At 70.6% G+C, this 26,822-nt stretch carries 23 protein-coding genes and 2 tRNA genes; 6 read left to right on the top strand and 19 right to left on the bottom strand.

The genetic code is table 11. The annotated features are described in order from the left end of the window. Positions 1-40 precede the first annotated feature (40 nt). From GQ466_RS15600 to GQ466_RS15585, 4 genes are read right to left on the bottom strand one after another with little or no spacing between them, the layout of a single operon-like run. Entirely contained in the window at positions 41-1,633 is a 1,593-nt protein-coding gene (locus GQ466_RS15600; protein ID WP_337193483.1) for an FtsW/RodA/SpoVE family cell cycle protein, read from the bottom strand. Continuing rightward, the gene (locus tag GQ466_RS15595) at positions 1,630-3,180 is read right to left on the bottom strand and encodes a Stp1/IreP family PP2C-type Ser/Thr phosphatase (protein WP_161103549.1); all 1,551 of its coding nucleotides are present in this window, start codon (positions 3,178-3,180) and stop codon (positions 1,630-1,632) included. The genes GQ466_RS15600 and GQ466_RS15595 overlap by 4 nt, the downstream gene beginning before the upstream one ends. Then, positions 3,177-3,677: an FHA domain-containing protein FhaB/FipA gene (locus GQ466_RS15590; protein WP_161103548.1), complete on the bottom strand. Its 501-nt coding sequence runs from the start codon at positions 3,675-3,677 to the stop codon at positions 3,177-3,179. Before GQ466_RS15590 ends, GQ466_RS15595 begins: the two co-directional genes overlap by 4 nt. An 11-nt stretch (positions 3,678-3,688) precedes the next feature. Next, positions 3,689-4,444, bottom strand: coding sequence for an FhaA domain-containing protein (locus GQ466_RS15585; RefSeq protein WP_161103547.1), 756 nt, complete (start codon positions 4,442-4,444; stop codon positions 3,689-3,691). A gap of 128 nt (positions 4,445-4,572) precedes the next feature. Between GQ466_RS15585 and GQ466_RS15580 the strand changes: the two genes are divergently transcribed. Continuing rightward, a tRNA-Leu gene (locus GQ466_RS15580) sits at positions 4,573-4,655 on the top strand. Positions 4,656-4,878: 223 nt separating this feature from the next. On the opposite strand, the gene GQ466_RS15575 is transcribed toward GQ466_RS15580, so the two are convergent. The 5 genes from GQ466_RS15575 to GQ466_RS15555 all read right to left on the bottom strand — a co-directional run bounded on the left by GQ466_RS15575 (position 4,879) and on the right by GQ466_RS15555 (position 10,181). Next, positions 4,879-5,835: an esterase/lipase family protein gene (locus GQ466_RS15575; protein WP_161103546.1), complete on the bottom strand. Its 957-nt coding sequence runs from the start codon at positions 5,833-5,835 to the stop codon at positions 4,879-4,881. Positions 5,836-5,901: 66 nt separating this feature from the next. After that, positions 5,902-6,795, bottom strand: coding sequence for an aminoglycoside phosphotransferase family protein (locus GQ466_RS15570; protein ID WP_161103545.1), 894 nt, complete (start codon positions 6,793-6,795; stop codon positions 5,902-5,904). Further along, the gene (dapA, locus tag GQ466_RS15565) at positions 6,792-7,670 is read right to left on the bottom strand and encodes a 4-hydroxy-tetrahydrodipicolinate synthase (RefSeq protein WP_202420447.1); all 879 of its coding nucleotides are present in this window, start codon (positions 7,668-7,670) and stop codon (positions 6,792-6,794) included. Before dapA ends, GQ466_RS15570 begins: the two co-directional genes overlap by 4 nt. Positions 7,671-7,710: 40 nt before the next feature. Then, a complete protein-coding gene (locus GQ466_RS15560; RefSeq protein ID WP_161103544.1) occupies positions 7,711-9,501 on the bottom strand; it encodes a sensor histidine kinase in 1,791 nt (596 codons plus the stop codon). After that, entirely contained in the window at positions 9,498-10,181 is a 684-nt protein-coding gene (locus GQ466_RS15555) for a response regulator (protein ID WP_161103925.1), read from the bottom strand. The genes GQ466_RS15560 and GQ466_RS15555 overlap by 4 nt, the downstream gene beginning before the upstream one ends. A gap of 117 nt (positions 10,182-10,298) precedes the next feature. On the opposite strand from GQ466_RS15555, the gene GQ466_RS15550 reads away from it, so the two are divergent. Further along, positions 10,299-11,027: a L,D-transpeptidase gene (locus tag GQ466_RS15550; protein ID WP_161103543.1), complete on the top strand. Its 729-nt coding sequence runs from the start codon at positions 10,299-10,301 to the stop codon at positions 11,025-11,027. A 14-nt stretch (positions 11,028-11,041) separates the two neighbouring features. Next, the gene (locus GQ466_RS15545) at positions 11,042-11,353 is read left to right on the top strand and encodes a hypothetical protein (protein ID WP_161103542.1); all 312 of its coding nucleotides are present in this window, start codon (positions 11,042-11,044) and stop codon (positions 11,351-11,353) included. Between the two features lie 38 nt (positions 11,354-11,391). On the opposite strand, the gene GQ466_RS15540 is transcribed toward GQ466_RS15545, so the two are convergent. The 4 genes from GQ466_RS15540 to GQ466_RS15525 all read right to left on the bottom strand — a co-directional run bounded on the left by GQ466_RS15540 (position 11,392) and on the right by GQ466_RS15525 (position 15,330). After that, positions 11,392-12,765, bottom strand: coding sequence for an MFS transporter (locus tag GQ466_RS15540; RefSeq protein ID WP_202420445.1), 1,374 nt, complete (start codon positions 12,763-12,765; stop codon positions 11,392-11,394). Between the two features lie 200 nt (positions 12,766-12,965). After that, complete coding sequence (locus GQ466_RS15535; RefSeq protein ID WP_161103541.1) at positions 12,966-13,859, bottom strand: AraC family transcriptional regulator; 894 nt, start codon at positions 13,857-13,859, stop codon at positions 12,966-12,968. Next, positions 13,816-14,037: a hypothetical protein gene (locus GQ466_RS15530; protein ID WP_161103540.1), complete on the bottom strand. Its 222-nt coding sequence runs from the start codon at positions 14,035-14,037 to the stop codon at positions 13,816-13,818. Before GQ466_RS15530 ends, GQ466_RS15535 begins: the two co-directional genes overlap by 44 nt. A gap of 1,101 nt (positions 14,038-15,138) precedes the next feature. After that, the gene (locus tag GQ466_RS15525; RefSeq protein ID WP_161103539.1) at positions 15,139-15,330 is read right to left on the bottom strand and encodes a hypothetical protein; all 192 of its coding nucleotides are present in this window, start codon (positions 15,328-15,330) and stop codon (positions 15,139-15,141) included. Between the two features lie 146 nt (positions 15,331-15,476). On the opposite strand from GQ466_RS15525, the gene GQ466_RS15520 reads away from it, so the two are divergent. The 3 genes from GQ466_RS15520 (at position 15,477) to GQ466_RS15510 (ending at position 18,543) form a co-directional block, all read left to right on the top strand. Further along, positions 15,477-16,427 carry an SGNH/GDSL hydrolase family protein gene (locus GQ466_RS15520; protein ID WP_337193482.1) on the top strand — a complete coding sequence of 317 codons (951 nt, stop codon included), beginning with the start codon at positions 15,477-15,479 and terminating at the stop codon, positions 16,425-16,427. Between the two features lie 33 nt (positions 16,428-16,460). Further along, entirely contained in the window at positions 16,461-17,633 is a 1,173-nt protein-coding gene (locus GQ466_RS15515; RefSeq protein WP_161103538.1) for an HNH endonuclease signature motif containing protein, read from the top strand. Between the two features lie 121 nt (positions 17,634-17,754). Then, positions 17,755-18,543 (top strand): alpha/beta fold hydrolase, encoded by a 789-nt coding sequence (locus tag GQ466_RS15510; protein WP_161103537.1) that lies wholly within the window; start codon positions 17,755-17,757, stop codon positions 18,541-18,543. Positions 18,544-18,642: 99 nt separating this feature from the next. On the opposite strand, the gene GQ466_RS15505 is transcribed toward GQ466_RS15510, so the two are convergent. From GQ466_RS15505 to recF, 6 genes are all read right to left on the bottom strand, one after another. Next, positions 18,643-18,719: transfer RNA gene (locus tag GQ466_RS15505), tRNA-Ile, on the bottom strand. Positions 18,720-18,888: 169 nt separating this feature from the next. Beyond that, positions 18,889-19,893, bottom strand: coding sequence for a DUF3566 domain-containing protein (locus GQ466_RS32795; protein WP_337193481.1), 1,005 nt, complete (start codon positions 19,891-19,893; stop codon positions 18,889-18,891). Between the two features lie 21 nt (positions 19,894-19,914). Continuing rightward, positions 19,915-22,425 (bottom strand): DNA gyrase subunit A, encoded by a 2,511-nt coding sequence (gene gyrA / locus GQ466_RS15495; protein ID WP_161103536.1) that lies wholly within the window; start codon positions 22,423-22,425, stop codon positions 19,915-19,917. Between the two features lie 46 nt (positions 22,426-22,471). Next, complete coding sequence (gyrB, locus tag GQ466_RS15490) at positions 22,472-24,433, bottom strand: DNA topoisomerase (ATP-hydrolyzing) subunit B (RefSeq protein WP_446678601.1); 1,962 nt, start codon at positions 24,431-24,433, stop codon at positions 22,472-22,474. Positions 24,434-24,797: 364 nt separating this feature from the next. Further along, on the bottom strand, positions 24,798-25,226 hold the full coding sequence (locus GQ466_RS15485; RefSeq protein WP_237417880.1) for a DciA family protein: 429 nt from the start codon (positions 25,224-25,226) through the stop codon (positions 24,798-24,800). 467 nt (positions 25,227-25,693) lie between these two features. Further along, entirely contained in the window at positions 25,694-26,818 is a 1,125-nt protein-coding gene (gene recF / locus GQ466_RS15480) for a DNA replication/repair protein RecF (protein WP_161103533.1), read from the bottom strand. Between the last annotated feature and the right edge of the window lie 4 nt (positions 26,819-26,822).

Below are 26,822 nucleotides of genomic sequence, written 5' to 3'. Positions count from 1 at the left end.
GTTCACGGGGCGCACCGCCGCGTCGTCGGGGGGAGGAAGGTCACCGGGTGCTCACGATCTGGGTCATGCCCTCGTCCTGGATGGACTGCGGCGCGGGCTTGCGCGCGTCGTGGCTCATCCGGACGAGGATCGCGATCAGAATCCAGTTCGCCATGAGCGACGAACCGCCCTGGGAGAGGAACGGGGTGGTCAGGCCGGTCAGTGGGATCAGCTTGGTGACACCGCCGACGATCACGAAGACCTGGAGCGCCACCACGAACGACACGCCGCCCGCGAACAGCTTCAGGAACGGATCTCGCGCGGCCACGGCCGTCTTCATCCCGCGCTGGACGATCAGCGCGTAGATCAGCAGCAGCGCCATGAGCCCGGTGAGGCCCAGCTCCTCGCCCATCGAGTCGAAGATGAAGTCGCTGAACGACAGCGGCGTCTGCCACGGCTGGCCCTGGCCGAGGCCCGTCCCGAGCACGCCGCCCTCGCCGAGCGCGAACATGCCCTTCATGAGCTGCGCGCTGTCGGAGTACTCGCCGCCGAGCTTGATGCACGCCGACTGGCCGGGGAACGACGAGCCCGCCGCCTTCGCCGCCTTGAACAGGTCGGTGTTGGGGTTGACCGGGACGACCTTGCCGCTGTCCAGCAGGCACCCGCCGTCGTAGTACGGCGTGGGGTTCTGCCAGATGTCGATGCGCTGGTTGACGTGGCCCATGAACGGGAGCTGCGTCGCGACGAACACGCCCACCGCGAGCAGCCCGAGACCGATCACGACCCACGACACCCGCTGCGTCGCGATGTACAGCATCGAGACGAACAGGCCGAAGTAGAGCAGCGCCGTCCCGAGGTCCTTCTGCATGAACAGGACGCCGAGCGAGAAGAACCAGATCACGAGGATCGGGCCGAGGTCGCGGGCGCGCGGCAGGCTCATCGGGCCCACCTTCTTGCCGATCAGCGACATCGCCTGCCGCTTGTTCACCAGGTACCCGGCGAAGAACACGACCAGGAACAGCTTCGCGAACTCGCCCGGCTGCACCGAGAACGGCCCGATGTGGATCCACACCCGCGCGCCGTTGATGGACGCGCCGATGCCCGGCACGATCGGCAGCAGCAGCAGCACGATCGCCGTCAGGCCGATGATGTAGGTGTAGCGCTGCGCCTTCTTCGGCGTGAAGGACAGCGGGGCGTCCGGGCGGTTCGTGTCCCGCATGAGCAGGATCGCGGCGACGAACAGGCCGATGCCGACGAACGTCCACATGAGCTGGCTCGGGACGTCGGCCGCGTCCTTCAGGAAGTGCTTGCCGGCCATCTCGGCGACCTTGCGGTCCCGGCTGGTGTCCAGGTCCAGCCGGTAGATCATCGCCAGGCCGAGCCCGTTCAGCGCCACCGCGAGCGGCAGCAGCAGCGGGTCGGCGTACGACGCGAACTTGAGCTGGACGACGTACGCGACGACCGCCAGGATCACCAGCCCGCCGCCGTACACGAACAGGCCGCTCGGGATGGTGCCGTCCCGGGCGAGCCCGACCTCGGCGAACGCCGACAGCGTCAGGATCATCGCGAACGCCAGCAGCGCCAGCGAGGCGGCGTTGCGGCGCTGGTAGGGGATCCGCGCCCGGATCTGCTCGCCGAGGGACGTCATCGTCATCGGTGGCCGTCCCCACCGGGGCAGTTCTTGATCGTCGCGGCGGCGGTGCGGCACTGGTCGCGGTGCTGCGTCAGCTCGGTGAGCTTCTGCTCGGCCTGCTGACGGCTCGGGAACGCGAACGCTCCGGACCGGACCTTCGCCGCGTCGTCGGTCGGCAGCTCGGCGACGGCCACCTGGCTGCCCGCGACCTTGGTCTCCTTGCAGTTCTGCTGCTTGCGGCCCCGGACGATCTCCAGCTTCCCGCCGCTCTCCACGATCGCGTGCCGGCACACCTGCCCGCGCAGGTCGTCCACCGCGCCCGGCCCCTTGACCTCGTACTTCGCGCGGACGGCGACCTGCCGGTCCTGCGGGAGGTCGGCCACCGCGATCGGCGGGTTCGGCTGGTTCTTCGCGCGGCGCGACAGCGACAGGCCCGGCACCTCCTGCGTCGTCCCCCGGTACAGGACGACCGTGCCGTTCTCCTGGCCGATGTAATAACCGCTGCGGACGTTCTGCAGCACCACGAACGCCACGGCCGCGATCCCGACGACGGCCACGCCCGCGACGACGATCAGCCACGTCCAGCGGCGCATCCCGCCGCCGCGCGTCCGCCGGGGCACCGGGTCCGGCAGGGTCGCGCCCGGGCTCATCCGCTGCGGCGGCGCGGCGGCCTGCGGCGGCGGCAGCTCGTCCACCGCCACCGGCGGCTGCGGCATCGTGTCGCGCAGCTGCGCGGCCCGGCGCGCCGGCGTGTCCTGGACCGGGCTCGCGCCCGCCGGGTCCGGCGGGGACGCCGACGCCGCCGCGCCCACCGCGTGCCCCTGGCCCGGCCGCGGCGGCGGCCCGCCCAGCTCGACGACGTCCGCGACGACGCAGGTGATGTTGTCCGGCCCGCCGCCCCGGTTCGCCAGGTCGATGAGCTGCCGGACGGCCTGCTCCGGCTCGGGCGTGTCGGTCAGCACCTGGAAGATCGTCTCGGCGGTGACCACGCCGGACAGGCCGTCGGAGCACAGCAGGTACCGGTCGCCGACCTTCGCGTCGCGCAGCGACAGGTCCGGGTCGACCTCGCCGCGCCCGTCCAGCGCGCGCAGCAGCAGCGACCGCTGCGGGTGCGACGCCGCCTCGTCCGGGCTGATCCGGCCCTCGTCCACCAGCGATTGGACGAGCGTGTGGTCGTGCGTGATCTGGTACAGGCTGCCGTCGCGCAGCAGGTACGCGCGCGAGTCGCCGATGTGGACCAGCGCGACCTGGTCCCCCGCCCACAGCATCGCCGTGAGCGTCGTCCCCATGCCCTGCAGCGACGGGTCGGACTCCACGATCCGGTGCAGGTTGTCGTTCGCCGTCCGGACGGTGTTCTCCAGCGCCGCCAGCAGCTCCGGCGCCGGCAGCTCGGTGTCGAGCTTGCGCAGTTCCTCGATCGCCGCCGCGCTCGCGATCTCGCCGCCGACATGCCCGCCCATCCCGTCGGCCACGGCCAGCAGATAGGACCCCGCGTACGCCGAGTCCTCGTTGCCCTCGCGCAGCATCCCGACGTCGGAGCGCGCGGCGTACCGGATCCCGAGCGTCATTTGCGCAGCTCGATCACGGTCTTGCCGATACGGACGGGCACCCCCGGCGGGATCGGCATCGGCCGCGTCACCTTCGTGCGGCCGAGGTACGTCCCGTTGGTCGAACCGAGATCTTCCACGATCCACTGACCGTTCTGCGCGTAAATGCGGGCATGTCGGCTCGAAGCGTAGTCGTCGGTCAGCACCAGCGTCGCGTCATGCGCGCGGCCGATCGTGACCGGAACGTCGGTCAGGTCGATGACGGTGCCCGCCCGCTCGCCCTGCACCACGACCAGCTTGGTCGGCGCGTTCCCGCCGGCGGCGCCGCGCGGCGCCCGGGGTGCCTTGGGTGCCCGCGGCGGCTTCTGCGGCCGGGGCGCGGCGGCGCGCTCGGCCGCCCGCGCGGCGGCCTTCGAGCCGAACAGGTCGGCGCGGATCACTCCGACGGCCGCGATGACGAACAGCCAGAGCACCGCGAGGAACGCCAGCTTGATCAGCGTGAGGGTGAATTCGGACATCGGAGTGGGGGTTACTCCCTATCGCGGCGGAACACCAGGGTCGTCCGGCCCATCGTGACGCGGGAACCGTCGACGAGCGTCACCCGCCGGATCGGTTGGCCGTTCACGAACGAACCGTTGGTCGACCCTAGATCCACGAGGACGACTTCGGGGCCTTCTACACGGATCTCGGCATGATGTCGTGATACGCCCGGATCGACCAGTCTCAGATCGCAGTCCGTCCCCCGGCCGAGCAGGGTCACCGGAGTGGCGATCTCATACGTGCGCTGCGTGGCGTCCGAGCCCTCCACGGCCGTCGTCACCAGCAACCGCGGGTGCCCGCCGAACGCGCCCCCGCGGCCCCCCTGCGGAATGTCGCTCACCGGACGGCGGATCTCCCCGCCCTCCACCGTCGAACCCCGGATCACGCCCGAACGGATCCGGAACATGCCCGTGGCGAGGTCGCCCGCGTTCTCGAACCTGACCCGCACCGGCCCCACGAACGAGTAGCCCTGCTCCTTGGCGTACTCGCGCGCCAGGTTCGCCAGCTCCTGGCTCAGGCTGTCGGCGTACACCTGCAGCCGCTGACCGTCCTGCTGGGAGATCTCCACGACGAAGTCATTGGGCACCAGCGTGCGGCCCTGCGCCACGATCGCGGCCCGATCGTCCATCTCGCGCTGCACAGCGCTGGCCACCTCGACCGGCTGCAGCTCCGACTTGAAGGCACGAGCGAAGGCCCCTTCGACCATGCCCTCCAGCCGTCGCTCGAAGCGCTGAATGACGCCCACGGGCACCTCCCTTCCCCACTGGTAGACGATCGTATAGGTGCAAAGGTTCTCCCGAAGTACATGGATACCTATCCACTGTCCGCTGCGTGCTAGTCTCTTCGAGCACCCCGGCGACGGGGCGGTCACTCGGGCGAGTGGCGGAACGGCAGACGCGCACGGTTCAGGTCCGTGTGTCCGAAAGGATGTGAGGGTTCAAATCCCTCCTCGCCCACGCGAGTCGGCGGACCGTGTTCGGTGCGGCTTTGCCGCACCTTCCCTCGGGTCCCGCGCCATGCTTGTCGGGGGGACGACCCCCCGAACCCCCCGATGTGGGGGCTCCGCCCCCACGCCCCTTCCTTTTGATCTTCCTCCGGTCTTGTGGCCGGGGGGTTTCTTGTTTTTCGTCCGATCTTGGTCGCCCACGGTCCCAGTCTGGGGCCGTGGGCGCGTTCTTGTCAGACGTTCGGGCCGTAGTTCTTGCACTCCGGTTTGAAGTTCGGCGTTTTCGGGCCCAGTTCGTTGAGGATGAGTTGCATGATCGGGCCGTCGAAGGACATTCCGGAGTGGCTCACCGGGTCGTCGGGGCACAGGTCCTGGAGCAGGATGTTCGTCGTGTCGCCGCCTTCGAGGAACGAGTTCGTCAGCGGGGTGACCGTCGTGTCGTGGGTTGTCGCGATCGTCAGGTAGCGGACGCCTGGGACTGTGTCGCCGTCTGCGAACAGTGCGTTCTGGAAGTCCGAGCCGTCTTCCTGCTGGGTGTGCGCCGGTGATCCGATCAAGGTGAGGAAGCCGTTCACCAGGCCCAGGACCTGGAGGGTCCTGCCCAGGTTGACCAGGCCGCCCATCGTCGTGCCGTGGTTCGTCGGGGCCATGCCGATCAGTGTTCTGACCTTCGATTTTCCGCCCAGGCGCTTGATGTAGTAGTTCGGCATCATGCCGCCCTGTGATCCGCCGATCACGTCGACCTTCTGTGCGCCTGTGGACGCTAGGACCTTGTCCACGAACTTGCTCATGGTCTCGGCTGATTTGGCTATGTCGCCCAGGCCGTAGATGTGGCCGAGGGTCGAGTAGGTCTCGCCGTAGTTGAAGCCGTAGACGCAGTAGCCGGCGTTGGCGAGGGTCGGGGCGATCATCGCTCCGGCCGAGCCGAAGTTGGACGTCGTGCCGTGGACGATCACCACCGGGTTCGGGTGTTCCTCGGACGGGCGGCAGGTCCAGATGTTGGCTCCCGTCACGGCGTCCGGGCTGAAGAAGAAGTTGCTGATCGCCGTTCCCAGGTCGCCCACGGGATAGGTCGTCCGCTGTTGCGCTTGCGCTTGCGCTTGCGGTGCCGTCGCCGTAGCTGTTGTGAGCGCGGCGCACACTGCTGTCGCCGCCGCTGCCAGCGCTTGGCGGAATCGGGTTCTGCTCATGGGGCTCCCTGCCTGGGTGTGCGGTCTGCCGAACAGTGCGCGCCTCACTCAGACAAGGTTATCTATTTAGCTTCGGTCGCCGCCACGGTGTTCGCGCAGGGTTTCCGCGATGAGGATCTGGTCCCGGTCCAACTTCGTCTCGCCGTCCTCGATGTCCCAGAGGGCGTTCTGCAGGACGCGTGCCAGGGTCCATCTGGTCGCTCTCGGCCTGTCCAGGTCCAGTGCTTCGGTCAGTTGGTCGAAGCGGCGCAGGGTGGTCTTGGCCGGGTTCGTCTTGTTCCAGCGGTCGGTGAGTGCAGGCAGGAGGTCGAAGCCCCTGTCCCCTGCTAGGGGTTTCGGGTCGATCGCCAGCCATGGTTCTCGGTCGGACGCCAGGACGTTGTCGTAGTGCAGGTCCCAGTGCAGCAGTCTGTCGCCCGGTTCGTCGATCACCTCTGCCAGTGCTTTGGCGCAGGTCTTCACCAGGGCTCGTTCGTCCTCGTGTTGGAGGTTCGCCACTGCTTCTGGTGTCTCGTCGAGCATTGCCGCGCCGATGTCCTTGAGGGTGCGCATGCCTGGTGGTGCCTGTATCGCTGTCAGGCGTGACATGAGGTCCGCGATGACTGCCACCGCTGTGTCATCGTCTGGTTCGGATGACAGGGGGCGGGTCTCGTCCAGGCGTTCCAGCAGCATCGTTCCTGTGGGCGGGTCGTCCTCTATGAGGCGTACTGCGCCCTTGCCGTCCCAGATTCGTAGGGCCGGCGCTTCGCCTCTGCTCTCCTCGTCGGCGGGTTGGAACTTCAGTGCTGCGGGTGTTCCGTCCTTGCGGCGCACCGGCAGGACCAGCGACGCCTGGCCGTGCATCGATCTGCCGTCCTGGCTCAGGTCCCAGCGTTCCAGGAAGGTCGCCGCCAGGTCGGGGAGTGTCGCCAGCCACTTGCCGTCCTGGGTCCTGTTCAGTTCTTCCGGAACGTGGATCATGCTTGCAGTGTTGCGGCGATCCGTTCCTGCTGGATCGGTGTCGCCGGGGCGTTCGGGAGGCGCGGGGCTCCTACGGGGCGGCCCTGGAGTGCCAGTGCGGCCTTGGTGAAGGGGACGCCGCCGGTCTCGATGATCGTCCGGTAGAGCGGGACTAGGTCGTTGTGGGCCGTTCTCGCCGTCGCCAGGTCGCCTCTGGTTGCTGCGTCTACCAGTTCTGTGACCTTCTTCGGTGCCACGTGTGAGGCCACGCTGATGACGCCCTTCGCGCCGATCGCCAGCCATGGCAGGTTCAGCGCGTCGTCTCCGCAGTAGTAGGTCAGGCCCGTCTCCGCCATCACCGCGCTTCCGTGGAGGAGGTCGCCTCGTGCATCCTTCACTCCGACGATCCTCGGGTGTTCGGCCAGCCTGCGGTAGGTGTCCATCTCGATCGGGATGCCTGCGCGGATCGGGATGTCGTACAGCAGGACCGGTAGGTCTGTCGCGTCCGCTACCGCCGTGAAGTGTGCTGCTAGGCCCTCCTGGGACGGCCTTGAGTAGTACGGCGTCACGACGAGCAGTGCGTGTGCGCCCGCCTTTTCCGCCTGCCGTGCCAACTCGATCGTGTGGTGCGTGTCGTAGGTGCCTACCCCTGCCGTCACCTTTGCTCGGTCGCCTACCGCTTCTAGTACCGCGCGGAGCAGGTCGGTCTTTTCTGCGTCGGACGTGACGGGGGATTCGCCGGTCGTCCCGCTCAGGACGATTCCGTCCGTGCCCTGGTCTACCAGGTGGGTCGCCAGTGCTGCCGCCGCTTCCTGGTCCAGGTCGCCCGCCGGGGTGAACGGGGTGATCATCGCGGTCGCGGTCGTGCCCGCCGGCCGCTCGGTGTCCAGCGTCATGGGGTGACCGTATGCCCCGCGTGTTCGGTGCGCCTCTGGTTTATCCGGCGGGCAGGCGCAGGGTGAACGTCGTTCCTTCGCCCGGTTCGCTCGTCGCCGTGGCCGTCCCGCCTTGTGCTTCGGTCAGTGTCCGGACGATCGCCAGGCCCAGGCCGCTGCCGCCCGTCCTTCTGTTCCTCGACTTGTCGGCGCGCCAGAAGCGGTCGAAGACATGCGGCAGCGCGTCTTTGTCGATGCCCGTTCCCGTGTCGGCGACCTCGATGAGCACGGTGCCGTCCGTCGCGTGGGCGCGCAGTTCCACCGCTCCGCCGCTCGGGGTGTAGCGCAGCGCGTTCGCCGTCAGGTTGCCGACGGCCTGGCGGAGGCGGACGGGGTCTGCGAGGACGTCCACGTCGTCGGCCTGCACTGTCAGGCGCAGGCCTGCCGCCTCTGCTTGTGCTCGGTGGGCCGTCGCGGTTTGGTCGAGCAGGTCTGCTACTGGGACGGGTTCTGGGTGCAGGCGCAGTCGTCCCGCGTCGGCCAGTGCCAACTGCTGGAGGTCGTCCACGATGTGCTGGAGCAGCAGGATTTCCTCGATCAGCGATGCCGTGAGCGCCGGGTCCAGCTCGGCCACGCCGTCGTGGACGGCCTCCAGCCAGCCGCGCACGTTGCTCAGCGGGGTGCGCAGCTCGTGCGACACGTCGCTGATCATCTCCTTGCGCTGGCGTTCGGCGTTCGCCAGGTGTTCGGACATGTCGTTGAACGCCGCGCCCAGCCTGCCCAGTTCGCCGTCGCCCGCGCGGACGCGTGCCGTGCGGTCGCCGTCGCGCATCCGCTGGGCCGCCGCGGTCAGTGCGCGGATCGGGCGGACGAGGCGTGTCGCGAGGAAGGCGCTCACCCCGACCGCCAGTGCCAGCACGATCGCGGTGGCCGCCACGATCCTGGTGACTCCGGCCGCCGTCAGTCGTACGCCCGGTGTTGCGCCGTCGCCCGCGTCGCCGATGAACAGCAGCGCGGCGGGTGCGACGAACGGCTTGAGCTGGGCGCGCCTCGCGCCGGACACGCAGTCGGGGACGGGGTCATTGCGCCTGGGTCTGCCCAGGTAGTCCCAGGAGCCGTCCAGGTTCAGGGTGATCGGTGCTGATCCTGCTTGTTTGAGGCAGTCGTTCACGCGGTCGTTGAGGCCCTGGAGCGCTGCCATCTCCTTCGGCGTCGCTCCGGGGTCATTCAGCGGCGGGCAGTTGTACGTGGTCGGCACGGGCACCGGGGACGCCCTGACCATCGGGGGCGGTCCGGGGACGGTGCCGTCCGGCGCCACGGTCTGGACGGTCGGGCGTCCGCTCAGACCGTAGACGATCCGGACGTCCTGGCCGTCGCGGCGCAGGCAGGCGGCGTGCTTCTCGGCCTGTTGTGTCAACTGTGTGCGTTCGGCTGTGGACAGGCCGAACGGTGCTGTCGCGCGTGGGTCGATGCGGGTCTCTTCCGCCCCGGACGACAGGGTGACGTCCACTCGGAGCGGGTCCACCACCGCGGACGCCCGTACCGGGAGGTGGGTGCCCGGTTTTGCCGAGTCGGCGATCGGTTCGCGGTTCTCGGTGGTCAGGGCTATGCGTCGTCCGGTACTGCGGGCCAGGTTCTGCACCGTGCCCGATACACCGCTCCAGTTCGGGTGCGTGGCGGCATAACCGAGGAGCGTGTCATTGATGCGGGTGTCGTCGGAGAGCGTCCGGCCCTGCTGCTGGCGGATCGCCCCGGACGTGTTGCGCGTCGCGAGCCACGCCGTCGCGCCGATCGAGACCAGCGCCACCGAGACCGTCGCGAGCAGCATCCGCGCCAGCAGGCCGTGCCTCATGGCCGCGCGGCCATCTTGTAGCCGACGCCGAACACCGTGACCAGGCGTTCCGGACGGCGCGGGTCCTTCTCGATCTTCTTTCTGAGGTTCTTCACGTGGACGTCGATGGTCCTCAGCGAGACGTATCCCCCGAAACCGTGCAGGCGTTCGAGGACCTGCTCGCGGGTGAAGACGCGGTCCGGCTCGGCGGCGAGGGCCTCCAGGATGCGGAACTCGGCGGGCGTGCAGTCGATCTCCCGGCCGTCCGCCCGGACGGTGTGCTTCCCTGGGTCCACCACCAGGCCGCCGACCTCGAACACCGCCGGGGCCGCCGTCTTCGCCGCGCGGCGCAGCAGGACGCGGATGCGGGCCATCAGCTCGCGCGGGCTGTACGGCTTCGTCATGTAGTCGTCGGCGCCGAGGTCCAGGCCGAGCAGCAGGTCGTCCTCGGTGGCGCGGGCGGTCAGCATGAGCACCGGGACGTCGGACTCGGCGCGCAGCACGCGGCACACGTCCAGGCCGTCGACGCGGGGGAGCATCACGTCGAGGACGAGCAGGTCCGGGCGGGAGCGGCGGGCCTCGTCGATCGCCGTCCTGCCGTCGTGGACGACCGTCGCCGCGTGGCCCTCGCGGACGAGGTAGCGGCGGATCAGCTCGGCCTGCTTGGGGTCGTCCTCGACCACGAGGACCGTTGCGCACACGTCCGTCATCTCCGGTTTCTGTCGGCTGGAGTGAGCGTACGTCCCCTGCTGAGCGGCACACGCGACCTTCACGGCGGCCCCACAGGATCTTCACATCCGTCCGCCAGCATCCCGGCCATGCCTTCGAACGGTGTCCGCACCGCCGCCGCGCTCGGCTGCGTCCTCGTCGCGGCGACCGCCTGTGGATCGGGACACTCCGCCGCGCCCCGCCGCGTCGCGGCCTCGCCCTCCGGTCCTTCGGCGTCGCCGTCGTACGAGATCGCGACCGCGCGCGGCAAGCGGATCGACGTCTTCAGGACGCCCGACGGGGGCGCGCCCTGGAAGACGCTGACCAGCCCGAACTCCTACGGCGCCCCGCGCGTTTTCCGCGTGTCCGGCGTCCGGGACGGCTGGCTGGACGTCTACCTGCCGCTGCGCCCGAACGGCGTACGCGGGTGGATCCGCGCGTCGGACGTCACGCTCAGCCGGACGACGCTGCGGCTGTCGATCAGCGAGCGCGCCCTGCGGTTCACCGTCCACGACGGCGACCGGGTGCTCCGGACGGGACCGGTCGCGACCGGCACCGGCGGGACGCCCACCCCGACCGGGCAGTTCTTCGTCACCGAACTGGTCAAGCCCGCCGACCCCGGCGGCCCGTACGGCGCGTACGCGTTCGGGCTCAGCGGCTACTCGCCGACGCTCACCCGGTTCGCCGGCGGGCCCGGCCAGATCGCGGTGCACGGCACGAACGCGCCCGGCCGTCTCGGCTCCCGGGCCAGCCACGGCTGCGTCCGGGTCGCCAACACCGATGTCACCTGGATGGCCCGGCACCTGCCGCTCGGCGCACCCGTCGACATCCTTCCCTGAGAGAGGTCACTCCCATGCGCATCAAGTCTTTGCTCGTCGGCGCCACGTTGATCGGCGGCGCGCTGCTCACCACGGCTCCGGCCGCCTTCGCCGGGCCGAGCCCCGTCCCGCCCGGCAAGCTCCCGTCCCCCGTGCCCACGCTGTCGTCCCCCGTCCCGGCCCCGCCGACCTCGGCCCCGCGGCCCGTCCCGCCGCGCGACCCCGGGGCGTGCCCCCGTCCGGTGCCCCCCGGACGGTCCGCGGCCCCGCGCCCGAAGGTCACCTTCTGCCCGCCCGTGGCCGCCCCCGCGCCCCCGCGCCGCGGCACCCCGACCTACACCGGCTGACGTGACGGTGCGGCGGCCCGCCCCGCCGCACCACCGTCTCAGCGGCTGCGCAGCGTCCGGTCGGCCAGCGTGAGGACGGTGAGACCCAGGCTGACGCCGATCATGATCCAGGCGATGAGCCGGACGCCGTGGTCGGTGACCTCGTGGCGGAAGACGAGGCCGGTGATCGCGGACGAGGCGATCGAACCGACGTAGCCGAACGTCCGCAGCAGCCCGGCGGCGGTGCCGAGATGCTCCGGCGGCGCATGGGTGTAGAGGGCGGTCTGGTAGCCGGCGACCGCGAATCCCGTCGCGGCGCCGAACACCACGGTGAGGACGGCGACGACGCCGATCCAGACGTCCGCGTCCAGCAGGAGCACGCCGACGGACCCGGCGAGGGTGGTCAGGGCGGCGGCGATGACGGGGCCGCGCACCCTGTTCTTCCGGGAGATCAGCGCGATCACGATCCCGGAGACGAGCGTCATGGGCAGCAGGAGCAGTCCGGCGGCCGACTCACCGTAGCCGCGTACCGCTTCGACCCACTGGGTGACGCCGTACAGCACGACGTACTGGCACAGCATGACCAACCCGAACAGCACGTAGGCGTTGGTCAGCGCGGGGCGGGCGGCCAGGAGGCGGACGTCGATGAAGGGACTGTCCACTCGCAGTTCCCACGCGATGTCGGCGATCCACAGGGCGATCGAGACGGCCAGGATCCACCAGTGGACGGTCGGAAGCTCGAACAGGAAGACCAGCAGCGCCAGCATCGCGGCGGCGAATCCGGCGATTCCCGGCACGTCCAGGCGCGCGACGACCTCGCTGCGGCGGAGTCCGTCCAGCGGGCCGTCCGCCTCGACCCACGCCAGGGTGGTCGCCAGCGCGACCAACGCGATCGGGATGTTGACGAGGAAGACCGCCCGCCAGCCGAGGACGCCCACCAGCAGCCCGCCCACGGGCAGTCCGAGCGAGGCGGTCGCGACGCCCGCGATCTGGAGACCGCCGAGCACCCCGCCGGGCGGCTGCTCCATCCCTGCCGCGCGAGCGCGCCTGCGGATGAGCAGCATCGCCGTCGGGTAGGCGCACGAGGTGCCGATGCCGATGAGGACGCGGCTGACCAGCAGGGTGAGCAGGTTCTGGGCGATCCCGCCGAGCAGCCCGCCCGCGCCGACGGCCGCGATCCCGGCGAGCAGGACGCGACGGGGCCCGAACACCTCTCCGGCCTTCCCGGCCGTGGGCTGCGCCACCGCGCTGGCCAGGTACAGCGCCGTGACCAACGTGGCGGTCCGCCCGATCGGCACGCCGACGCCGCGCGCGATCGGGACGAGGGCAGTGGCGATCAGCGAGCTGTTGACCGGATTGAGCGCCGACCCGACGTACAGCGGCGCGAGAAACCGCCACGAGAACGCGCGGCCCTGCACAGTGGACGACGGCACGATGCCCTCCCTCCCCTAGGACGCCCCTCCGCTCAGCGGTGGAGGTGCGGCGCGCAGGAGTCGCCCGGTGCTGTGTGCGGCTCCTCAACGGCAATGCCCGGGCAGGCCGCCACGCCATCCGCCGGGTGGCGCGGCGGCCGGCGGATGCCGCCACCCGCCGGGTGGCGCGGACGCCGAGGTGGGCGGCACGAGCGTTCTGTTCAGGCTTTCGCCTTGCGGGACGGCTGGTGGGCGCGGGTGATTCCCGCGCGGTAGGCGCCGGGTGTCACGCCGAGGACCTTTCTGAACCAGCGGGTCAGGTGCGCCTGGTCGGCGAAGCCCGCTTCGGCCGCCGCGTCGGCGGGGCGGCGGCCCGCGTCGAGCAGCGTCCGGGCGCGTGCCACGCGGTGCTGTGCCAGCCACGCGTACGGCGGCATTCCCTTCGCCTCGCGGAACGCCCGGAGCACTTGGTAGCGCGAGAGGTCGAGCTCGGCCGCCAGCGTCGCCAGAGACGGCGGGGACACCGACTCGGCGGCGAGACGGTCCGCGACCGCCCGCGCGATCTCCGCCGCCCGGGTCGGACCCGCGTCGTCCGCGGTCCTCGCGGCCGGGTCGGCGTGGCGTCCGATCAGCGCGTTGAGCATGGACAGCAGGTGGTACTCGGCCTCCAGCGGATCGTCGCCCCGGCTCAGCGCGCGATGCGCTCGGCGAAGCGCCGCGTCCAGACCGTGGTCGTCGAAGACGCCGGCACGGAAGTGCGGCGCGTGGCGGCGGGGCAGTGCCGCGTGCAACAACGCGGCGTCCGGGTAGAGCGCGACGTAGCTGAAGCCGTCCACGTCGGCCGGACCGCCGGTGTGCGCCTCGCCCGGCTCGATGACGATCACCGAGCCGACGCCGGAGAAGATCCGCTCTCCCCGATACCGCAGCACCTCACGGCCTTCGACGCACACGCCGATCGCATATTCGTCATGGGCGTGCGGCGCATAGTGGCGGCGGCCGATCCGCGCGGTGAGCAGGTCGAGCGGCGCACCGGCCGCGCCGAGCGGCGCGACGCGCGTCCAGACGGCCCGGTCAGGCCGGGAAGACGTGCCGGAGCCGCCAGTCACCGGCTTCATGCCCCAGTTCCACGATCGCCCGTCCGTCCGCCCCGCTGACCCGGACCCGGACTACCCGCGCTCCGTACGACTTGAGAACCCCATCGACGGTGTACCGGGCGCCCCGCCAGCAGTACGCGGTGAGCCGCCCGGACGGATCGTGCTCGGCGATGACCGGCTCGTTGAGAAGCTGCCCCATGGATCCGTGACCCTACCACCGATTCGAACACACGTTCGGCAAAATCCAAGGTCATCGCCATGTCACCACCTCCGGCCCCCCTCGCAAGCACCACTCCCGGACCACCCCCACATCCCGATCCGACACCCCGCCGACTCGCTCCTACGGCACAGCGTCCCGGCGCAACGTCCCGGCGCAACGTCCCGGCAAGTCGTGGGCGCGAGTGGGCCGGGTGACGCGTCGGCCCCGGCGGTCACCGGTCTGCTGGTCGCGCGGCCGGGCGGGAAGGAGAGCCACGCGTGGGCGCTCCTCGGTCGGGGTCTGCCGGTCGCGCGGGCGGGCGGGTTATCCACAGGCTGGGGATGGAGTTGCCCACAGTGAAAGAGGCTGCTGGGCGGGCGATGGCGGGGGTTCGGTCCACAGCGATGTCCCCAGATAGACGGGTTTTCCACGGTCGTGAGGCGGCCGGGACGCCGCCGAGTCGAGCTTTGTCCACCGGCCTGATCCGCGTCCACCCTTTCCACAACCTGTGGATAACTCCGTACACAGGGTGTGCGTTGTCGGCGTGGACCGCTGTCCACCGGTCGTCCCCAGCGGCGTCCAGAGGCGTCCGGCGGTTTTCCACGTCGTGGATAACGGTTTGACCAGCTGAAATGCCGAATTGTTAGCGCTGTGTACACCTGTCGTCCACAGGCTGTGGGCAACGTCGGTCCACAGGGGCAGGGGATCGGTGGATGACGTTTTCCACCACTGGTCCCCAGGTTCGTCCCCAGAAGAGATGATCCACACCGCGGCCTCTCCGGGGCTCGTTCGCCACGCCGAACAGATCACCCCACTTCGTCACAATCTGCTGTGGGCCGCCGACACGCGCGCGGTTCGTCCCCAGGCTGTGGACGGCCCTTGTCCCCAGACGGAGAGCGCTGTGGGTGACGAGTTATCCACCGACTGTCCCCAGAGTGCGTCGATCACAGCCCTCCTTCCACAGGCGAAATCGCAGGTCAGAAGGGTTGCGAGCCAGCGATCCACAGGCTGTGGATAAATTGCGAGTGGAGTACCCACAACCTGTGCGCGAGTGCGTCCACACGTTATACGCAGCGTCATCCCCAGGTCAGGGACACGGCGTCAATCGCCGATCATCCAGTTGAACAGCACGACCGCTCCGGCGAACGCCGCCCCGGCGAACAGCAACGATTCGGGCCACGACCGTCCGGCGACATGGGCGAGGAGGCCGGCGCCGACCGCTGCCAGGACCGCGACCGTCAGGACCAGTGCGGCGCGGACGTTCAACAGGGCTCGTTGGGGACGATCCACCATGATTCACCTCATCTGCACGTGCATTTGCATGAGCATCTGCATGGGATTCTCACGCTAACAGGGCCGGTGCCGCCGCGCCCCGTCCGCGGCCAACTCGTCACCGGCCTGACAGAAAAGTGATCGACAACGTGCCTTACAGGACATAGGTGACGCGCATCACTCTGCGGGACAATCGGCTGCCCCACCGTCCCGCCCTCGGAGCCCCCATGCCGCGCCGCACGTTGTCCCTGCTCACGTCCCTGGTCGCGGCGGTCTCGGCCGCGTCCGGCGGCGCCACGGCCGCCCGCGCCGACGAACAGCCCGTCCGCTACGTGGCCCTGGGGGACTCGTACACGGCCGCGCCGCTCACGTCCTTCCTCCAGCCGGGCTCGCCGCTCGGCTGCATCCGCGGCGACCTCGACTACCCGACGCTCATCGCCAAGAGCCTGAAGCCCGCGTCGTTCAAGGACGTGAGCTGCAGCGGCGCGAAGACGGGGCACATGACGTCCGCGCAGACGTTCTCCGTCGGCGACCCGAACCCGCCGCAGTTCGACGCGCTCACCGAGGACACGACGCTCGTCACGCTGACGATCGGCGGCAACGACATCGGCTTCAGCAAGGCCGTGAAGTGCTTCACGCTCAGCTACAGCGCCCCGGACGGCTCCCCGTGCAAGAACTCGCTCACCGCCGACGGCATGGACCCGTTCCAGCAGAGCATCGCCAAGGCCGCACCGGACGTCGGCCGTACCCTCGCCGGAATCCACGAGCGATCCCCGAAGGCGAAGGTCTACCTGCTCCTGTACCCGCTGATCCTCCCGGCGGAGGGCAGCGGTTGTTTCCCCTGGGTACCGATCGCCAAGGGTGACGTCCCCTACCTGCGCGGCGTCCAGTCCCAGCTCAACGCCATGCTGACGGACGAGGCCGCGAAGAACGGCGTCACCGTCGTGGACACCACCGAGCCGGGCCACGACACCTGCCAGCCGGACGCGTCGAAGCGCTGGATCGAAGGCGTCCCCACCCAGTGGGCCGCCCCCGCGCACCCCAACCAGAACGGCGAACGCGCGATGGCCGCCCTGACCCTCGCCGCCTACCGCACCGCCGCGTCCACCGCCCGCTGACGAAACGTCGTTCCGTCCTGGTTGGCTTGCCGCATGGACCTGTCGCCGATCACCCGTGCGGCCGTCCTCGACGCGGTCGCCGAATGCGACCGCGTCGGCAGGCGGCGCTTCCTCGAGCAGTACGGTTTCGACCCCGCCCGCCAGTACTTCCTGGAGTACGACGGACGGCTGTACGACTCCAAGGCGATCGTCGGCGTCGCATACGGCCATGCCACCGGGCGCCCGCTGCGCGCCGGCGAGTTCTCCGGCGGACGCGCCACCGTGGGCCGTGTGCTGGGACGACTCGGCTTCCACGTCACCGACGAGCCCACCACGCCCGTGGAGCAGGTGATCGACCGCGTGCGGAGGCTGCGGGTCGCGTCCACACCGGACGGTCCCGCACTGCACCAGCCCATCACCTTGCTGTGGGCGCTCGGCAGGGCCGCGCAGGGACGGCCGCGGCTGGTGTCCTGGCAGGAGGCGCGTCCCGAGCTGCGGGCGCTGCTCGGTGAGTACGGACGGCAGGCGTCGCGGGCACAGCCCGAATACCCGCTGCTCGCCCTCGCGCGGACGGACCTCTGGGAAATCACCGGCTATGAAGGCACCGTGCCCCCTGCACACGGAGAGCCGGGTCCGTGGATGGACGAGCAGAACCCGCTCAACGGGTTGGCCGTATGGGTTTACGAACTCGTCACGTCCTCGCCCGAGGCCCGTACGGCCGTCCTCGACGCGGTGGCCGACCGGTTCTTCGACGGTTCTCCGCCCGACGGCCTGCTGTACGACGTGGGGTTGCCGCGGGTATCCCTGCCGGGTCCACAGCAGGACGACGGCGCTGTGGAAAAGTACCTGCGGATGTGCCTGCGCATCGAGGACGCGGAGGCGCGCGGCGACCACGACCAGACGGTGCGGACGGCGCGTGAGCAGCCCGTCCGGTCGCGCAGTGCCCGGGACGCAGTCCTGCTCAGAAGCGGCGGACGATGCGAGAACCCCCGCTGCACCGGTCAGCCGCAGGATGTGACGGCCGCCGGTGAACCGCTCCTGGAGGTCGACCACGTCGAGGAGCGGGCGGGCGGCGGACGCGACCACCCCGTCCAGATGATCGCACTGTGCCCGAACTGCCATGCCGTCAAGACGCGCGGCCGGACGCGGGAGGTATTGCGGGTCGTCCTGGCGTACGAGGCGCGCGAGCGGCATCTGAGCTGGACGAACCGCGCCGCCAACACGTGATCGCAGACGTTTCGTGCCTGGTCAGGCGGGGGATCGGCGATTCTGTCAGGGGTGCGTGCCAGAGTGCGATCGCGGGGACCGCCCCCGGTCCGCGTTCGGCTATGACCGGAGGAGCAAGGCCATGAGCACGGTGACATCGGCGGACGGCACGCTGATCGACTACGACCGGCACGGCGACGGGCCGGCCGTCGTCTTCATCGGCGGCGCGACGCAGTTCCGCGCCATCGACCCGCGCACGGCGGAGGCGGTGAAGCGGCTCGGCGACGAGGGGTTCACGGCCGTCAACTACGACCGGCGGGGGCGCGGGGCGTCCGGGGACACGGCGCCCTGGTCGCTGGACCGCGAGGTCGAGGACGTCGCGGCGCTGATCGAGGCCGTCGGCGGCGCGGCGACGCTGTATTCCAGCTCGTCCGGCGCGACGGTGGCATTGGCGGCGGCGTCCGCCGGGGTCGGCGTGACCGCGCTCGCGCTCTACGAGCCGCCGTTCTTCGCCGGGGTCGACCACGCCCACCACATCGACGTCCTGCGCGGCCTGCTGGCCGAGGGCCGCAACGAGGACGCGATGCGCTACAACATGGGCACCGTGATCGGCGTCCCGGCCGAGGTCGTGGACGGCATGGCCGCCGAGCCGTGGTGGCCGACGATGATCTCGGTGGCGCCGACGCTGGTGTACGACCTGTCCGCCGTCCGCGAGATCAGCACCGACCCGGACTGGCGAACGCGCTGGGCCGACGTGACCGTCCCGACGATCGTGTACTCGGGCGACCAGACGTTCCCCGGCATGCCCGAGGCCGCCGACGCCGTGGCCGCCGCGCTCCCGAACGCCGCCCGCCGCGTCCTGCCCGGCCAGGACCACGGCCCGAGCCCGGACGCGCTGGTCCCCGTCCTGGTGGCGTTCCTGCGCGGATGACCAAAGGCCGACGGAAGGATCCGCCGGCCTGAAAGCAAAGAACCCGGGGGTGATCCCTCGGGTCAACGCTCTACGGGAAGCCGCCTTGAGCAGCGAACATGGTGGGCCTAGGTGGACTTGAACCACCGGCCTCATCCTTATCAGGGATGCGCTCTAACCGACTGAGCTATAGGCCCGGATGCCGCGCCGCTCTCCGGCGGCGCAACGAGAGATTACCCCATCCGGCGAGGTAACCGGTAATCCGTTACGGGGGGCGTTGGGCCTCGTCGCGGCGGAGGGAGGAGGGAGGTGGCGGGGGGCGGCGGCCGGGAGCGGGCCGCGCCGGTGATCAGGTGCGCCGGGGGGTTATTCGGCTTCCTTGAGGGTGACCTCGACGCCCCCGACGATGTCGGCGGCGAGGTTGTAGATGACCGAGCCGACCGTCGACAGGGCCGTGATGAGCAGGACGTTCAGCGCGCCGACGAGGACGGTGTAGCCGAAGATGCGGGAGAAGGAGAACCAGTTCCCCGCGTCCACGCCCCCGTTGTCACCGGGGTTCTTGGTGACGCTGTTGACGGTGTCGCCGATCGCGTCGAACACGCCGAGCCCGGCGAGGATCGCGTACAGGACGACCACCGCCACGATCAGCACCACGAAGCAGACCAGCGACATCATGAAGCTGAACTTCATGACCGACCACGGTTCGAGCCGCGCCAGCTGGAGCTGCGCCTTGCGCGCGGGCTTCCCGCCGGCCCCGGCGGACCCGCCGGACCCCGGCCGGGACGGGTCGGACGGACGCGACGGCGACCCCATGAACCGGTCCCGCAGCGACGCCCCGAACCCCGGCACCCGGTTCTGCCCGGACGTCCGCGGACCGGCGGACGCCCCGGACGGCGGCAGCGGCCCGCCGAACGCCGAGGGGGACGACGAGGGCGGCGGATCGTCCGCGCGCACCGCGGGCTGCGGCCCCGTCCGCGCCGCCGACACCGACCCGCCGGGCTCCTTGGGCTGCGCCCAGGCGGGCGCGTCCGTGCTCCGCGACGACGAGCCGACCGGCACCGGCTCGGGATCGGAGGCCGGGGCCGGGGGGTCGGAGCGAACGGGGAGGTCGGTCGCCGTCTCCTCGGCGGCGGGCGGCGGCGTGGGCTTCCCGCCGGGGCGCCCCCCGTTCCGGGACGCCCCCGACCCGTTGCGGGAGCGTCCCCCCGAGCCCGACGACCCCGAGCCGGAGCCAGAGCCAGAGCCGTTCCGCTTGGCCGAACCCGGCCGTCCACCGGACGGGTTCCCGCCCGTCTTGCGCGGCGTCCCGGACGGTTTCGGCCTACCGCCGGAGGGCTTGGCGGGTTCGTCGCCGCCAGGCTGGCTGGTCACATGTCCTCCTGCTCAGCGGACTCATTCACCTTCGGTCGCCTCGACCTCGGCATCGTCCGCGTCCACCTCGGACTCTACGTTCCTCGCGATGGCGACGATGCTGCCGCCTTCGCCGAGGCTCATGAGCCGAACGCCCATCGTCTGCCGCCCGGACTGCTTGATCTCGGCGGCCCGGGTGCGGATGACGCCGCCGCTCGCGGTCATCGCGAACACCTCGTCGTCCGGCCCGGCCATCAGGGCGCCCACCAGCCTCCCGCGGGTCTGGACGATCTTAGCGGTGAGCACGCCCTTGCCCCCGCGCCCCTGCCGCGGGTACTGGTCGATCGGGGTGCGCTTGGCGTAGCCGCCCTCGGTGGCGACGAGGACGTCCTGCCCGTTGTCCTGGACGACGAGCATGTTGAGCACCTCGTGCTCGGGGTCGAACCGCATCCCGATGACGCCGCTGGTGGCGCGGCCCATCGGACGCAGCTCGTCGTCGTCGGCCGGGAACCGGATGGCCTGCGCGCCGGTCGAGACCATGATCAGGTCGTCGGTGCCGGAGACGAGCCGGGCAGCGATGACCTCGTCGTCGTCCAGCAGGTTGATCGCGATGATGCCGCCGGTGCGCGGGGAGTCGAAGTCGCGCAGAGCGGTCTTCTTGACCCGGCCGCGCTTGGTCGCGAGGACGAGGTAGGGCGCGACGTCGTAGTCCCGCAGGTCCATGACCTGGGCGATGTGCTCGTCCGGCTGGAAGGCGAGCAGGTTCGCGACGTGCTGGCCCCGCGAGTCCCGCCCGGAGTCGGGCAGTTCGTATGCCTTCGCCCGGTACACCCGGCCTTTGTTGGTGAAGAACAGGATCCAGTGGTGCGTCGTGGTCACGAAGAAGTGGTCCACGATGTCGTCCTGCTTGAGCTGCGCCCCGCGCACGCCCTTCCCGCCGCGCCGCTGCGCGCGGTAGTGGTCGGTGCGGGTGCGCTTGGCGTAGCCGCCGCGGGTGATCGTGACGACGACGTCCTCTTCGGCGATGAGGTCCTCGTAGGACACGTCGCCGTCGAACGGGATGATCTCGGTGCGCCGCTCGTCGCCGAACTTCTCCACGATCGGGGTCAGCTCGTCGCCGATGATCGCCCGCTGCCGCTCCGGCGACGCGAGGATGTCGTTGTAGTCGGTGATCTCGGCCATGAGCCGGTCGTGCTCGTCGGTGATCGCCTGGCGCTCCAGGGCGGCGAGCTTGCGCAGCTGCATGTCCAGGATGGCCTGCGCCTGGATCTCGTCGATCTCCAGCAGCCCCATCAGACCCTGCTGCGCCTCCTGCGCGGACGGCGACCGGCGGATCAGCGCGATGACCTCGTCGATCCGGTCCAGCGCCTTGAGCAGCGCGCGCAGGATGTGGGCGCGCTCCTCGGCCTTGCGCAGCAGGTACCGGGTGCGCCGGACGATGACCTCGATCTGGTGGTCCACCCAGTGCCGGATGAACTGGTCGAGGCGCAGCGTGCGCGGCACGCCGTCCACCAGCGCGAGCATGTTCGCGCCGAACGTCTCCTGGAGCTGCGTGTGCTTGTAGAGGTTGTTGAGGACGACCTTGGCGACCGCGTCCCGCTTGAGGACGATCACCAGCCGCTGCCCGGTGCGCCCGGACGTCTCGTCGCGGACGTCGGCGACCCCGTCGAGCTTGCCCTCCTTGACCAGCTCGGCGATCTTCAGCGCGAGATTGTCCGGGTTGACCTGGTACGGCAGCTCGGTGACGACGAGGCACGTCCGGTTCTGGATCTCCTCGACCTCGACCACCGCGCGCATGGTGATCGAGCCGCGCCCGGTGCGGTACGCCTCCTCGATGCCCTTGCGGCCGACGATCAGCCCGGCGGTGGGGAAGTCCGGCCCCTTGATCCGCTCGATGAGCGCCTCGAGCAGCTCCTCGTCGGTCGCGCCGTAGTTCTCCAGGAACCACTGGACGCCCTCGGCGACCTCGCGCAGGTTGTGCGGCGGGATGTTCGTCGCCATCCCGACCGCGATGCCCGCCGACCCGTTGACCAGCAGGTTCGGGTACCGCGACGGCAGGACGTCCGGCTCGGCGGACCGCCCGTCGTAGTTGGGGGAGAAGTCGACGGTCTCCTTGTCGATGTCGCGCAGCAGCTCCATCGACAGCGGCGCCATGCGGCACTCGGTGTACCGCATCGCGGCGGCGGGGTCGTTGCCGCGCGAACCGAAGTTGCCGTTCCCGTCGACCAGCGGGTACCGCAGCGCCCACGGCTGCGCGAGCCGGACGAGCGCGTCGTAGATCGGGGAGTCGCCGTGGGGGTGGTAGTTCCCCATGACGTCGCCGACGACGCGGGCGCACTTGAAGTAGCCGCGGTCGGGGCGGTAGCCGCCGTCGTACATCGCGTACATGACGCGGCGGTGGACCGGCTTCAGGCCGTCCCGGACATCGGGGAGCGCACGCGACACGATGACCGACATCGCGTAGTCCAGGTAGCTCTTCTGCATCGAGACCTGGAGGTCGACCGGCTCGATCCGCTCGCCGGGCGCTCCGCCCTCGGTGGTCACGTCCGTCACTTGCAAGACCTCGTTCTACGTGGTGGGAAGAGAGTTCGGCGGGCGCTCAGATGTCCAGGAACCGGACGTCCTTGGCGTTGCGCTGGATGAAGTCGCGCCGGGGCTCGACCTCCTCGCCCATGAGGACGCTGAACAGTTCGTCGGCCTGCGCGGCGTCGTCGAGCTGGACCTGCAGCAGGACGCGCTTCTCCGGGTCCATCGTGGTGTCCCACAGCTCGTTGGCGTTCATCTCGCCGAGGCCCTTGAACCGCTGCACCTGGTCGCGGGGCCGGGGGTCGCGGCGGCCCGCCGCGATGCCGGCCTCGATGATCGCGTCGCGCTCGGCGTCGGAGTAGGCGTAGTCGGCGTCGGTGCCGCGCGAGTCCCACTTGATCTTGTAGAGCGGCGGCTGGGACAGGTAGACGTGCCCGGCCTCGATCAGCGGCTTCATGAAGCGGAACAGCAGCGTGAGCAGCAGGGTGTTGATGTGGTGGCCGTCCACGTCGGCGTCCGACATCAGGATGATCTTGTGGTAGCGGAGCTTCTCGATGTCGAACTCGTCGTGGATGCCGGTGCCGAGCGCCGTGATGATCGCCTGGACCTCGTTGTTCTTGAGGATCCGGTCGATCCGCGCCTTCTCCACGTTGAGGATCTTGCCGCGGATGGGCAGGATCGCCTGGAAGTGCGGGTTCCGGCCGCCCTTGGCCGAGCCGCCGGCCGAGTCGCCCTCGACGATGTACAGCTCGGACTCGGACGGGTCGGTGGACTGGCAGTCCGACAGCTTGCCGGGCAGCGACGTCGACTCCAGCAGGCTCTTGCGCCGGGTGAGGTCGCGCGCCTGCCGGGCCGCGACGCGGGCGCGCGCCGCCTGCGTCGCCTTGTTGATGATCTCCTTGGCCTCGCCCGGGTTCTCCTCGAACCAGTCGCGCAGGTGCTCGTTGCACGCCTTCTGGACGAACGACTTGGCCTCGGTGTTGCCGAGCTTGGTCTTGGTCTGGCCCTCGAACTGCGGGTCGGCCAGCTTGATCGAGATGATCGCGGTGAGGCCCTCGCGGACGTCCTCGCCGGTCAGGTTGTCGTCCTTGTCGCGCAGCAGGCCCTTGTCGCGCGCGTACCGGTTGACGATCGTGGTCAGCGCCGCGCGGAACCCCTCCTCGTGGGTGCCGCCCTCCGCCGTGTTGATCGTGTTCGCGAACGTGTGGACGGACTCGGAGTACGACGAGTTCCACTGCATCGCGATCTCGACGGACATGCCGTCGGTGTCGTCGTTGAAGTAGATGACCGACTCGTGGACGGCTTCCTTCCGGTTGTTGATGTACCGGACGAAGTCCTCGATGCCGCCGCTGTAGTGGTAGACGACCTCGCGCGCCTTCGGGGCCTCGCCGTCGGGCTCGGGGGCCGAGCCGTCCTCGACGTCGGCGGCGACGTGGTCGCGGCGCTCGTCCCGCAGCGTGATCGACAGGCCGCGGTTGAGGAACGCCATCTCCTGCATGCGGCGCGACAGCGTCTCGAAGTTCCATTCGAGCGTCTCGAAGATGTCACCGTCGGGCCAGAACGAGATGGTCGTGCCGGTCTCGTCGGTCGGCTCGCCCTGGGTGAGCGCGGTCTCCGGGCCCTGCCAGGTGTAGCTCTGCCGCCAGTGGTACCCGTCGACCTTGACGACGGCCTCCAGCCGCGTCGACAGGGCGTTCACGACGGCCGAGCCGACGCCGTGCAGACCGCCGGAGACGGCGTAGGACTTGCCGTCGAACTTGCCCCCGGCGTGCAGCGTCGTCAGCACCAGCTCGATGGCGGGCCGCTTCTCCACCGGGTGCTCGCCGACCGGGATCCCGCGGCCGTTGTCGGTGACGCGGACGCCGCCGTCGGCCAGCAGCACGACCTCGATCGTGTCGGCGTATCCGGCCAGCGCCTCGTCGACGGAGTTGTCCACGATCTCGTAGACCAGGTGGTGCAGTCCTCGTTCACCGGTCGAGCCGATGTACATGCCCGGTCGTTTCCGGACCGCTTCAAGTCCTTCGAGGACGGTGATCGAACTAGCGTCGTACGCCAAAGGAAGATCCTCCTGCCGGGGAAACCCGACCGCCCCGCGCCGGAGAACGCGGTGTGCCCCGTAACACGTCAGGGCGCCCGTGTCCCCTGCTCTGAACTGGCAGGGCTCCGGGCGACCCTGGGCGGCGCAGCATCCTGAACCCACCCGCCAGTCTACCGGGTGATGAGGGAAAAAGTGCCACTCGCGAGCGCTGTGCGCTCGTGTGGCGGCCGAGTGGGCGAGGAGGTACATCCCCCCATTCGGCCAGGGGGGTCCTCAAGCCTGTGGGGCGCTCGTTGCGGGAACCGCCGCCCAGACCCCCGAACAGATGTTCCCACCCGCCACTGACATCGGGACGCCCGTCTCAGCGCACCCGCCAGCCGCCCGTCCGGCGCGGACCCGTCGCCGGACCCACCACCTTGACCCGCTTCACCGTCCCCTGCCCCAGCTCCTGGTTCAGCCGCCGGACGAGCTGGGCCGCGAGCGACCGGACCTGCGTCGCCCACGTCGGCGAATCGGCCGCGATGACCAGTTCGCCGTCCTCGAACCGCTCCGGCCGCGTGTGCTCGGCGAGGACGGGCCCGACGATCCCCGGCCAGTTGCCGAACACCCCGCCGACCGCCGCACGCTGCTCCCACCCCCGATCGGCCAGCAGGTCGCGAATGGCCACCCCGAACCGCCGCGGATCCCCGCCGCGCCCCGGCATCCGCCCCACCGCCGGCACGCGCGCCTTCTTCTTCCCCTGCCCCGGCAACGTGCCGCGCTTCCGCGCGTCCGCCTTGGCCTGCGCCAACGCCTCCCGCGCCAAATCCGCCCCCGACTTCCCCACCCCCGCGCCACCGCCCGACGCACGACCCCGGTCCTCCGACGCAGCGTCCCCAGGATTCGCAGGCCCAGGCACCGCCGCCCGGCCCACACCCCCGGACACGGCAGATGCCGCAGGCGCGCCGGACCCGGCAGCCGCGCCGAGCGCCGCAGACGACGCGGCAGGCGCGGTGGGCGTGCCAGGCACCGTGGGCCTGCCAGGCGCCGTGGGCCTGCCAGGCGCGGTGGGCGTGCCAGGCGCCGTGGGCGGGGGGTTTTCGCTTGTGGGTGCTGGGACGCGCGGGGACGCGGTGTCGGCGGTCGGGCGCGGGCGGCCGGCGCGAGGGCGGCGGGCGGGCGGCGGTGCCGTTTTGTCCGCAGGTTGTGGGCGTGCGGGGGCCGGGACGGACGGGTTGTCCACAGGCTGGGGGTCGTCGGTCATGGTTCCTCCCGGCGTCAGGCGGGGACGATCTTGCCGTCCGCGACCGCGTACGACATTCCGGTCAGTTCGGTGGGGACGTCGGCGGGGACGGCCGCCGTGATCAGGACTTGTTCGGCGGGGGCGACCATCTCGGCGAGGCGGCTGCGGCGGCCCGCGTCCAGTTCGGCGAAGACGTCGTCCAGGATGAGGACGGGGTCGTCGCCGTCGGCGCGCAGCAGCTCGAACGCCGCCAGGCGCAGCGCGAGCGCGAACGACCAGGACTCGCCATGGCTGGCGTAGCCGCGCGCGGGCAGGTCGCCGAGGCCGAGCTGCAGTTCGTCGCGGTGCGGGCCGACCAGGCTGACGCCGCGTTCCAGTTCCTGTTTGCGCGCGTCCGCGACGGCCGTCAACAGGCGATCCGCGAGTTGTCCCCGGTCTGTGGACAACTCCTCGTCGCCGAGCGAGCTGCGGTAGCGCAGGGACGCGACGGCCGAGTGCGGGGCCAGCTCGGCGTACGCGGCGGCGGCGAGCGGACGCAGCGCCGCCGTCAGCTCCAGCCGCGCCGCGAGCAGTTCGGCGCCGGTGCGGGCCAGGTGGGCATCCCAGACCTCCAGCGTCGCGATGACCTCGGCGCCGGGCGCCCGGCGGTGCGCCGCCGCCGACTTCAGCAGCGCGTTCCGCTGCTTGAGCACGCGGTCGTAGTCGGAGCGGACGCCCGCGAACCTCGGCGCGCGCAGCGTCAGCAGCTCGTCCAGGAACCGGCGGCGCTCCCCCGGGTCGCCCTTGACGAGGGCGAGGTCCTCGGGGGCGAACAGGACGGTCCGCAGCATCCCCAGGATCTCGCGCGGCCGGGGGACGGGGGAGCGGTTCAGCCGCGCCCGGTTCGCCCTCCCCGGGTTGATCTCCAGCTCGACCAGCGCCTTGCGCCCGTCCTTCACCAGGCCCGCGCGGACGACGGCGCGCGGCGTCCCCTGCCGGACGAGCGGCGCGTCGGACGAGGCGCGATGGCTGCCGTGCGCCGCGACGTACCCGACGGCCTCGACCAGGTTCGTCTTGCCCTGCCCGTTCGGCCCCACGAACGCGGTCACGCCGGGCTCGAACGCGACCTCGGCGGTGGCGTAGGAGCGGAAGTCCTGCAGCGACAGGTGGGCGACGTACACGAGA

Origin of the sequence: Actinomadura rayongensis, assembly GCF_009831215.1 — a bacterium.
GTDB lineage: Bacteria > Actinomycetota > Actinomycetes > Streptosporangiales > Streptosporangiaceae > Spirillospora > Spirillospora rayongensis.
This window is presented reverse-complemented; position numbering and strand designations above follow the sequence as displayed.

What these genes read in the sequence shown, in the direction of transcription:
- GQ466_RS15535 (WP_161103541.1), bottom strand. Translation starts at nt 13,859, where the DNA reads ATGAAGCCGGTGACTGGCGGCTCCGGCACGTCTTCCCGGCCTGACCGG.
- GQ466_RS15525 (WP_161103539.1), bottom strand. Translation starts at nt 15,330, where the DNA reads ATGGTGGATCGTCCCCAACGAGCCCTGTTGAACGTCCGCGCCGCACTG.
- GQ466_RS15515 (WP_161103538.1), top strand. Translation starts at nt 16,461, where the DNA reads ATGGACCTGTCGCCGATCACCCGTGCGGCCGTCCTCGACGCGGTCGCC.
- GQ466_RS15595 (WP_161103549.1), bottom strand. Translation starts at nt 3,180, where the DNA reads ATGACGCTCGGGATCCGGTACGCCGCGCGCTCCGACGTCGGGATGCTG.
- GQ466_RS15550 (WP_161103543.1), top strand. Translation starts at nt 10,299, where the DNA reads ATGCCTTCGAACGGTGTCCGCACCGCCGCCGCGCTCGGCTGCGTCCTC.
- GQ466_RS15600 (WP_337193483.1), bottom strand. Translation starts at nt 1,633, where the DNA reads ATGACGATGACGTCCCTCGGCGAGCAGATCCGGGCGCGGATCCCCTAC.
- dapA (WP_202420447.1), bottom strand. Translation starts at nt 7,670, where the DNA reads ATGACGCTGGACACCGAGCGGCCGGCGGGCACGACCGCGACCGCGATG.
- GQ466_RS15545 (WP_161103542.1), top strand. Translation starts at nt 11,042, where the DNA reads ATGCGCATCAAGTCTTTGCTCGTCGGCGCCACGTTGATCGGCGGCGCG.
- GQ466_RS15575 (WP_161103546.1), bottom strand. Translation starts at nt 5,835, where the DNA reads ATGAGCAGAACCCGATTCCGCCAAGCGCTGGCAGCGGCGGCGACAGCA.
- GQ466_RS15560 (WP_161103544.1), bottom strand. Translation starts at nt 9,501, where the DNA reads ATGAGGCACGGCCTGCTGGCGCGGATGCTGCTCGCGACGGTCTCGGTG.
- GQ466_RS15590 (WP_161103548.1), bottom strand. Translation starts at nt 3,677, where the DNA reads ATGTCCGAATTCACCCTCACGCTGATCAAGCTGGCGTTCCTCGCGGTG.
- GQ466_RS15570 (WP_161103545.1), bottom strand. Translation starts at nt 6,795, where the DNA reads ATGATCCACGTTCCGGAAGAACTGAACAGGACCCAGGACGGCAAGTGG.
- GQ466_RS15530 (WP_161103540.1), bottom strand. Translation starts at nt 14,037, where the DNA reads ATGGGGCAGCTTCTCAACGAGCCGGTCATCGCCGAGCACGATCCGTCC.
- GQ466_RS15510 (WP_161103537.1), top strand. Translation starts at nt 17,755, where the DNA reads ATGAGCACGGTGACATCGGCGGACGGCACGCTGATCGACTACGACCGG.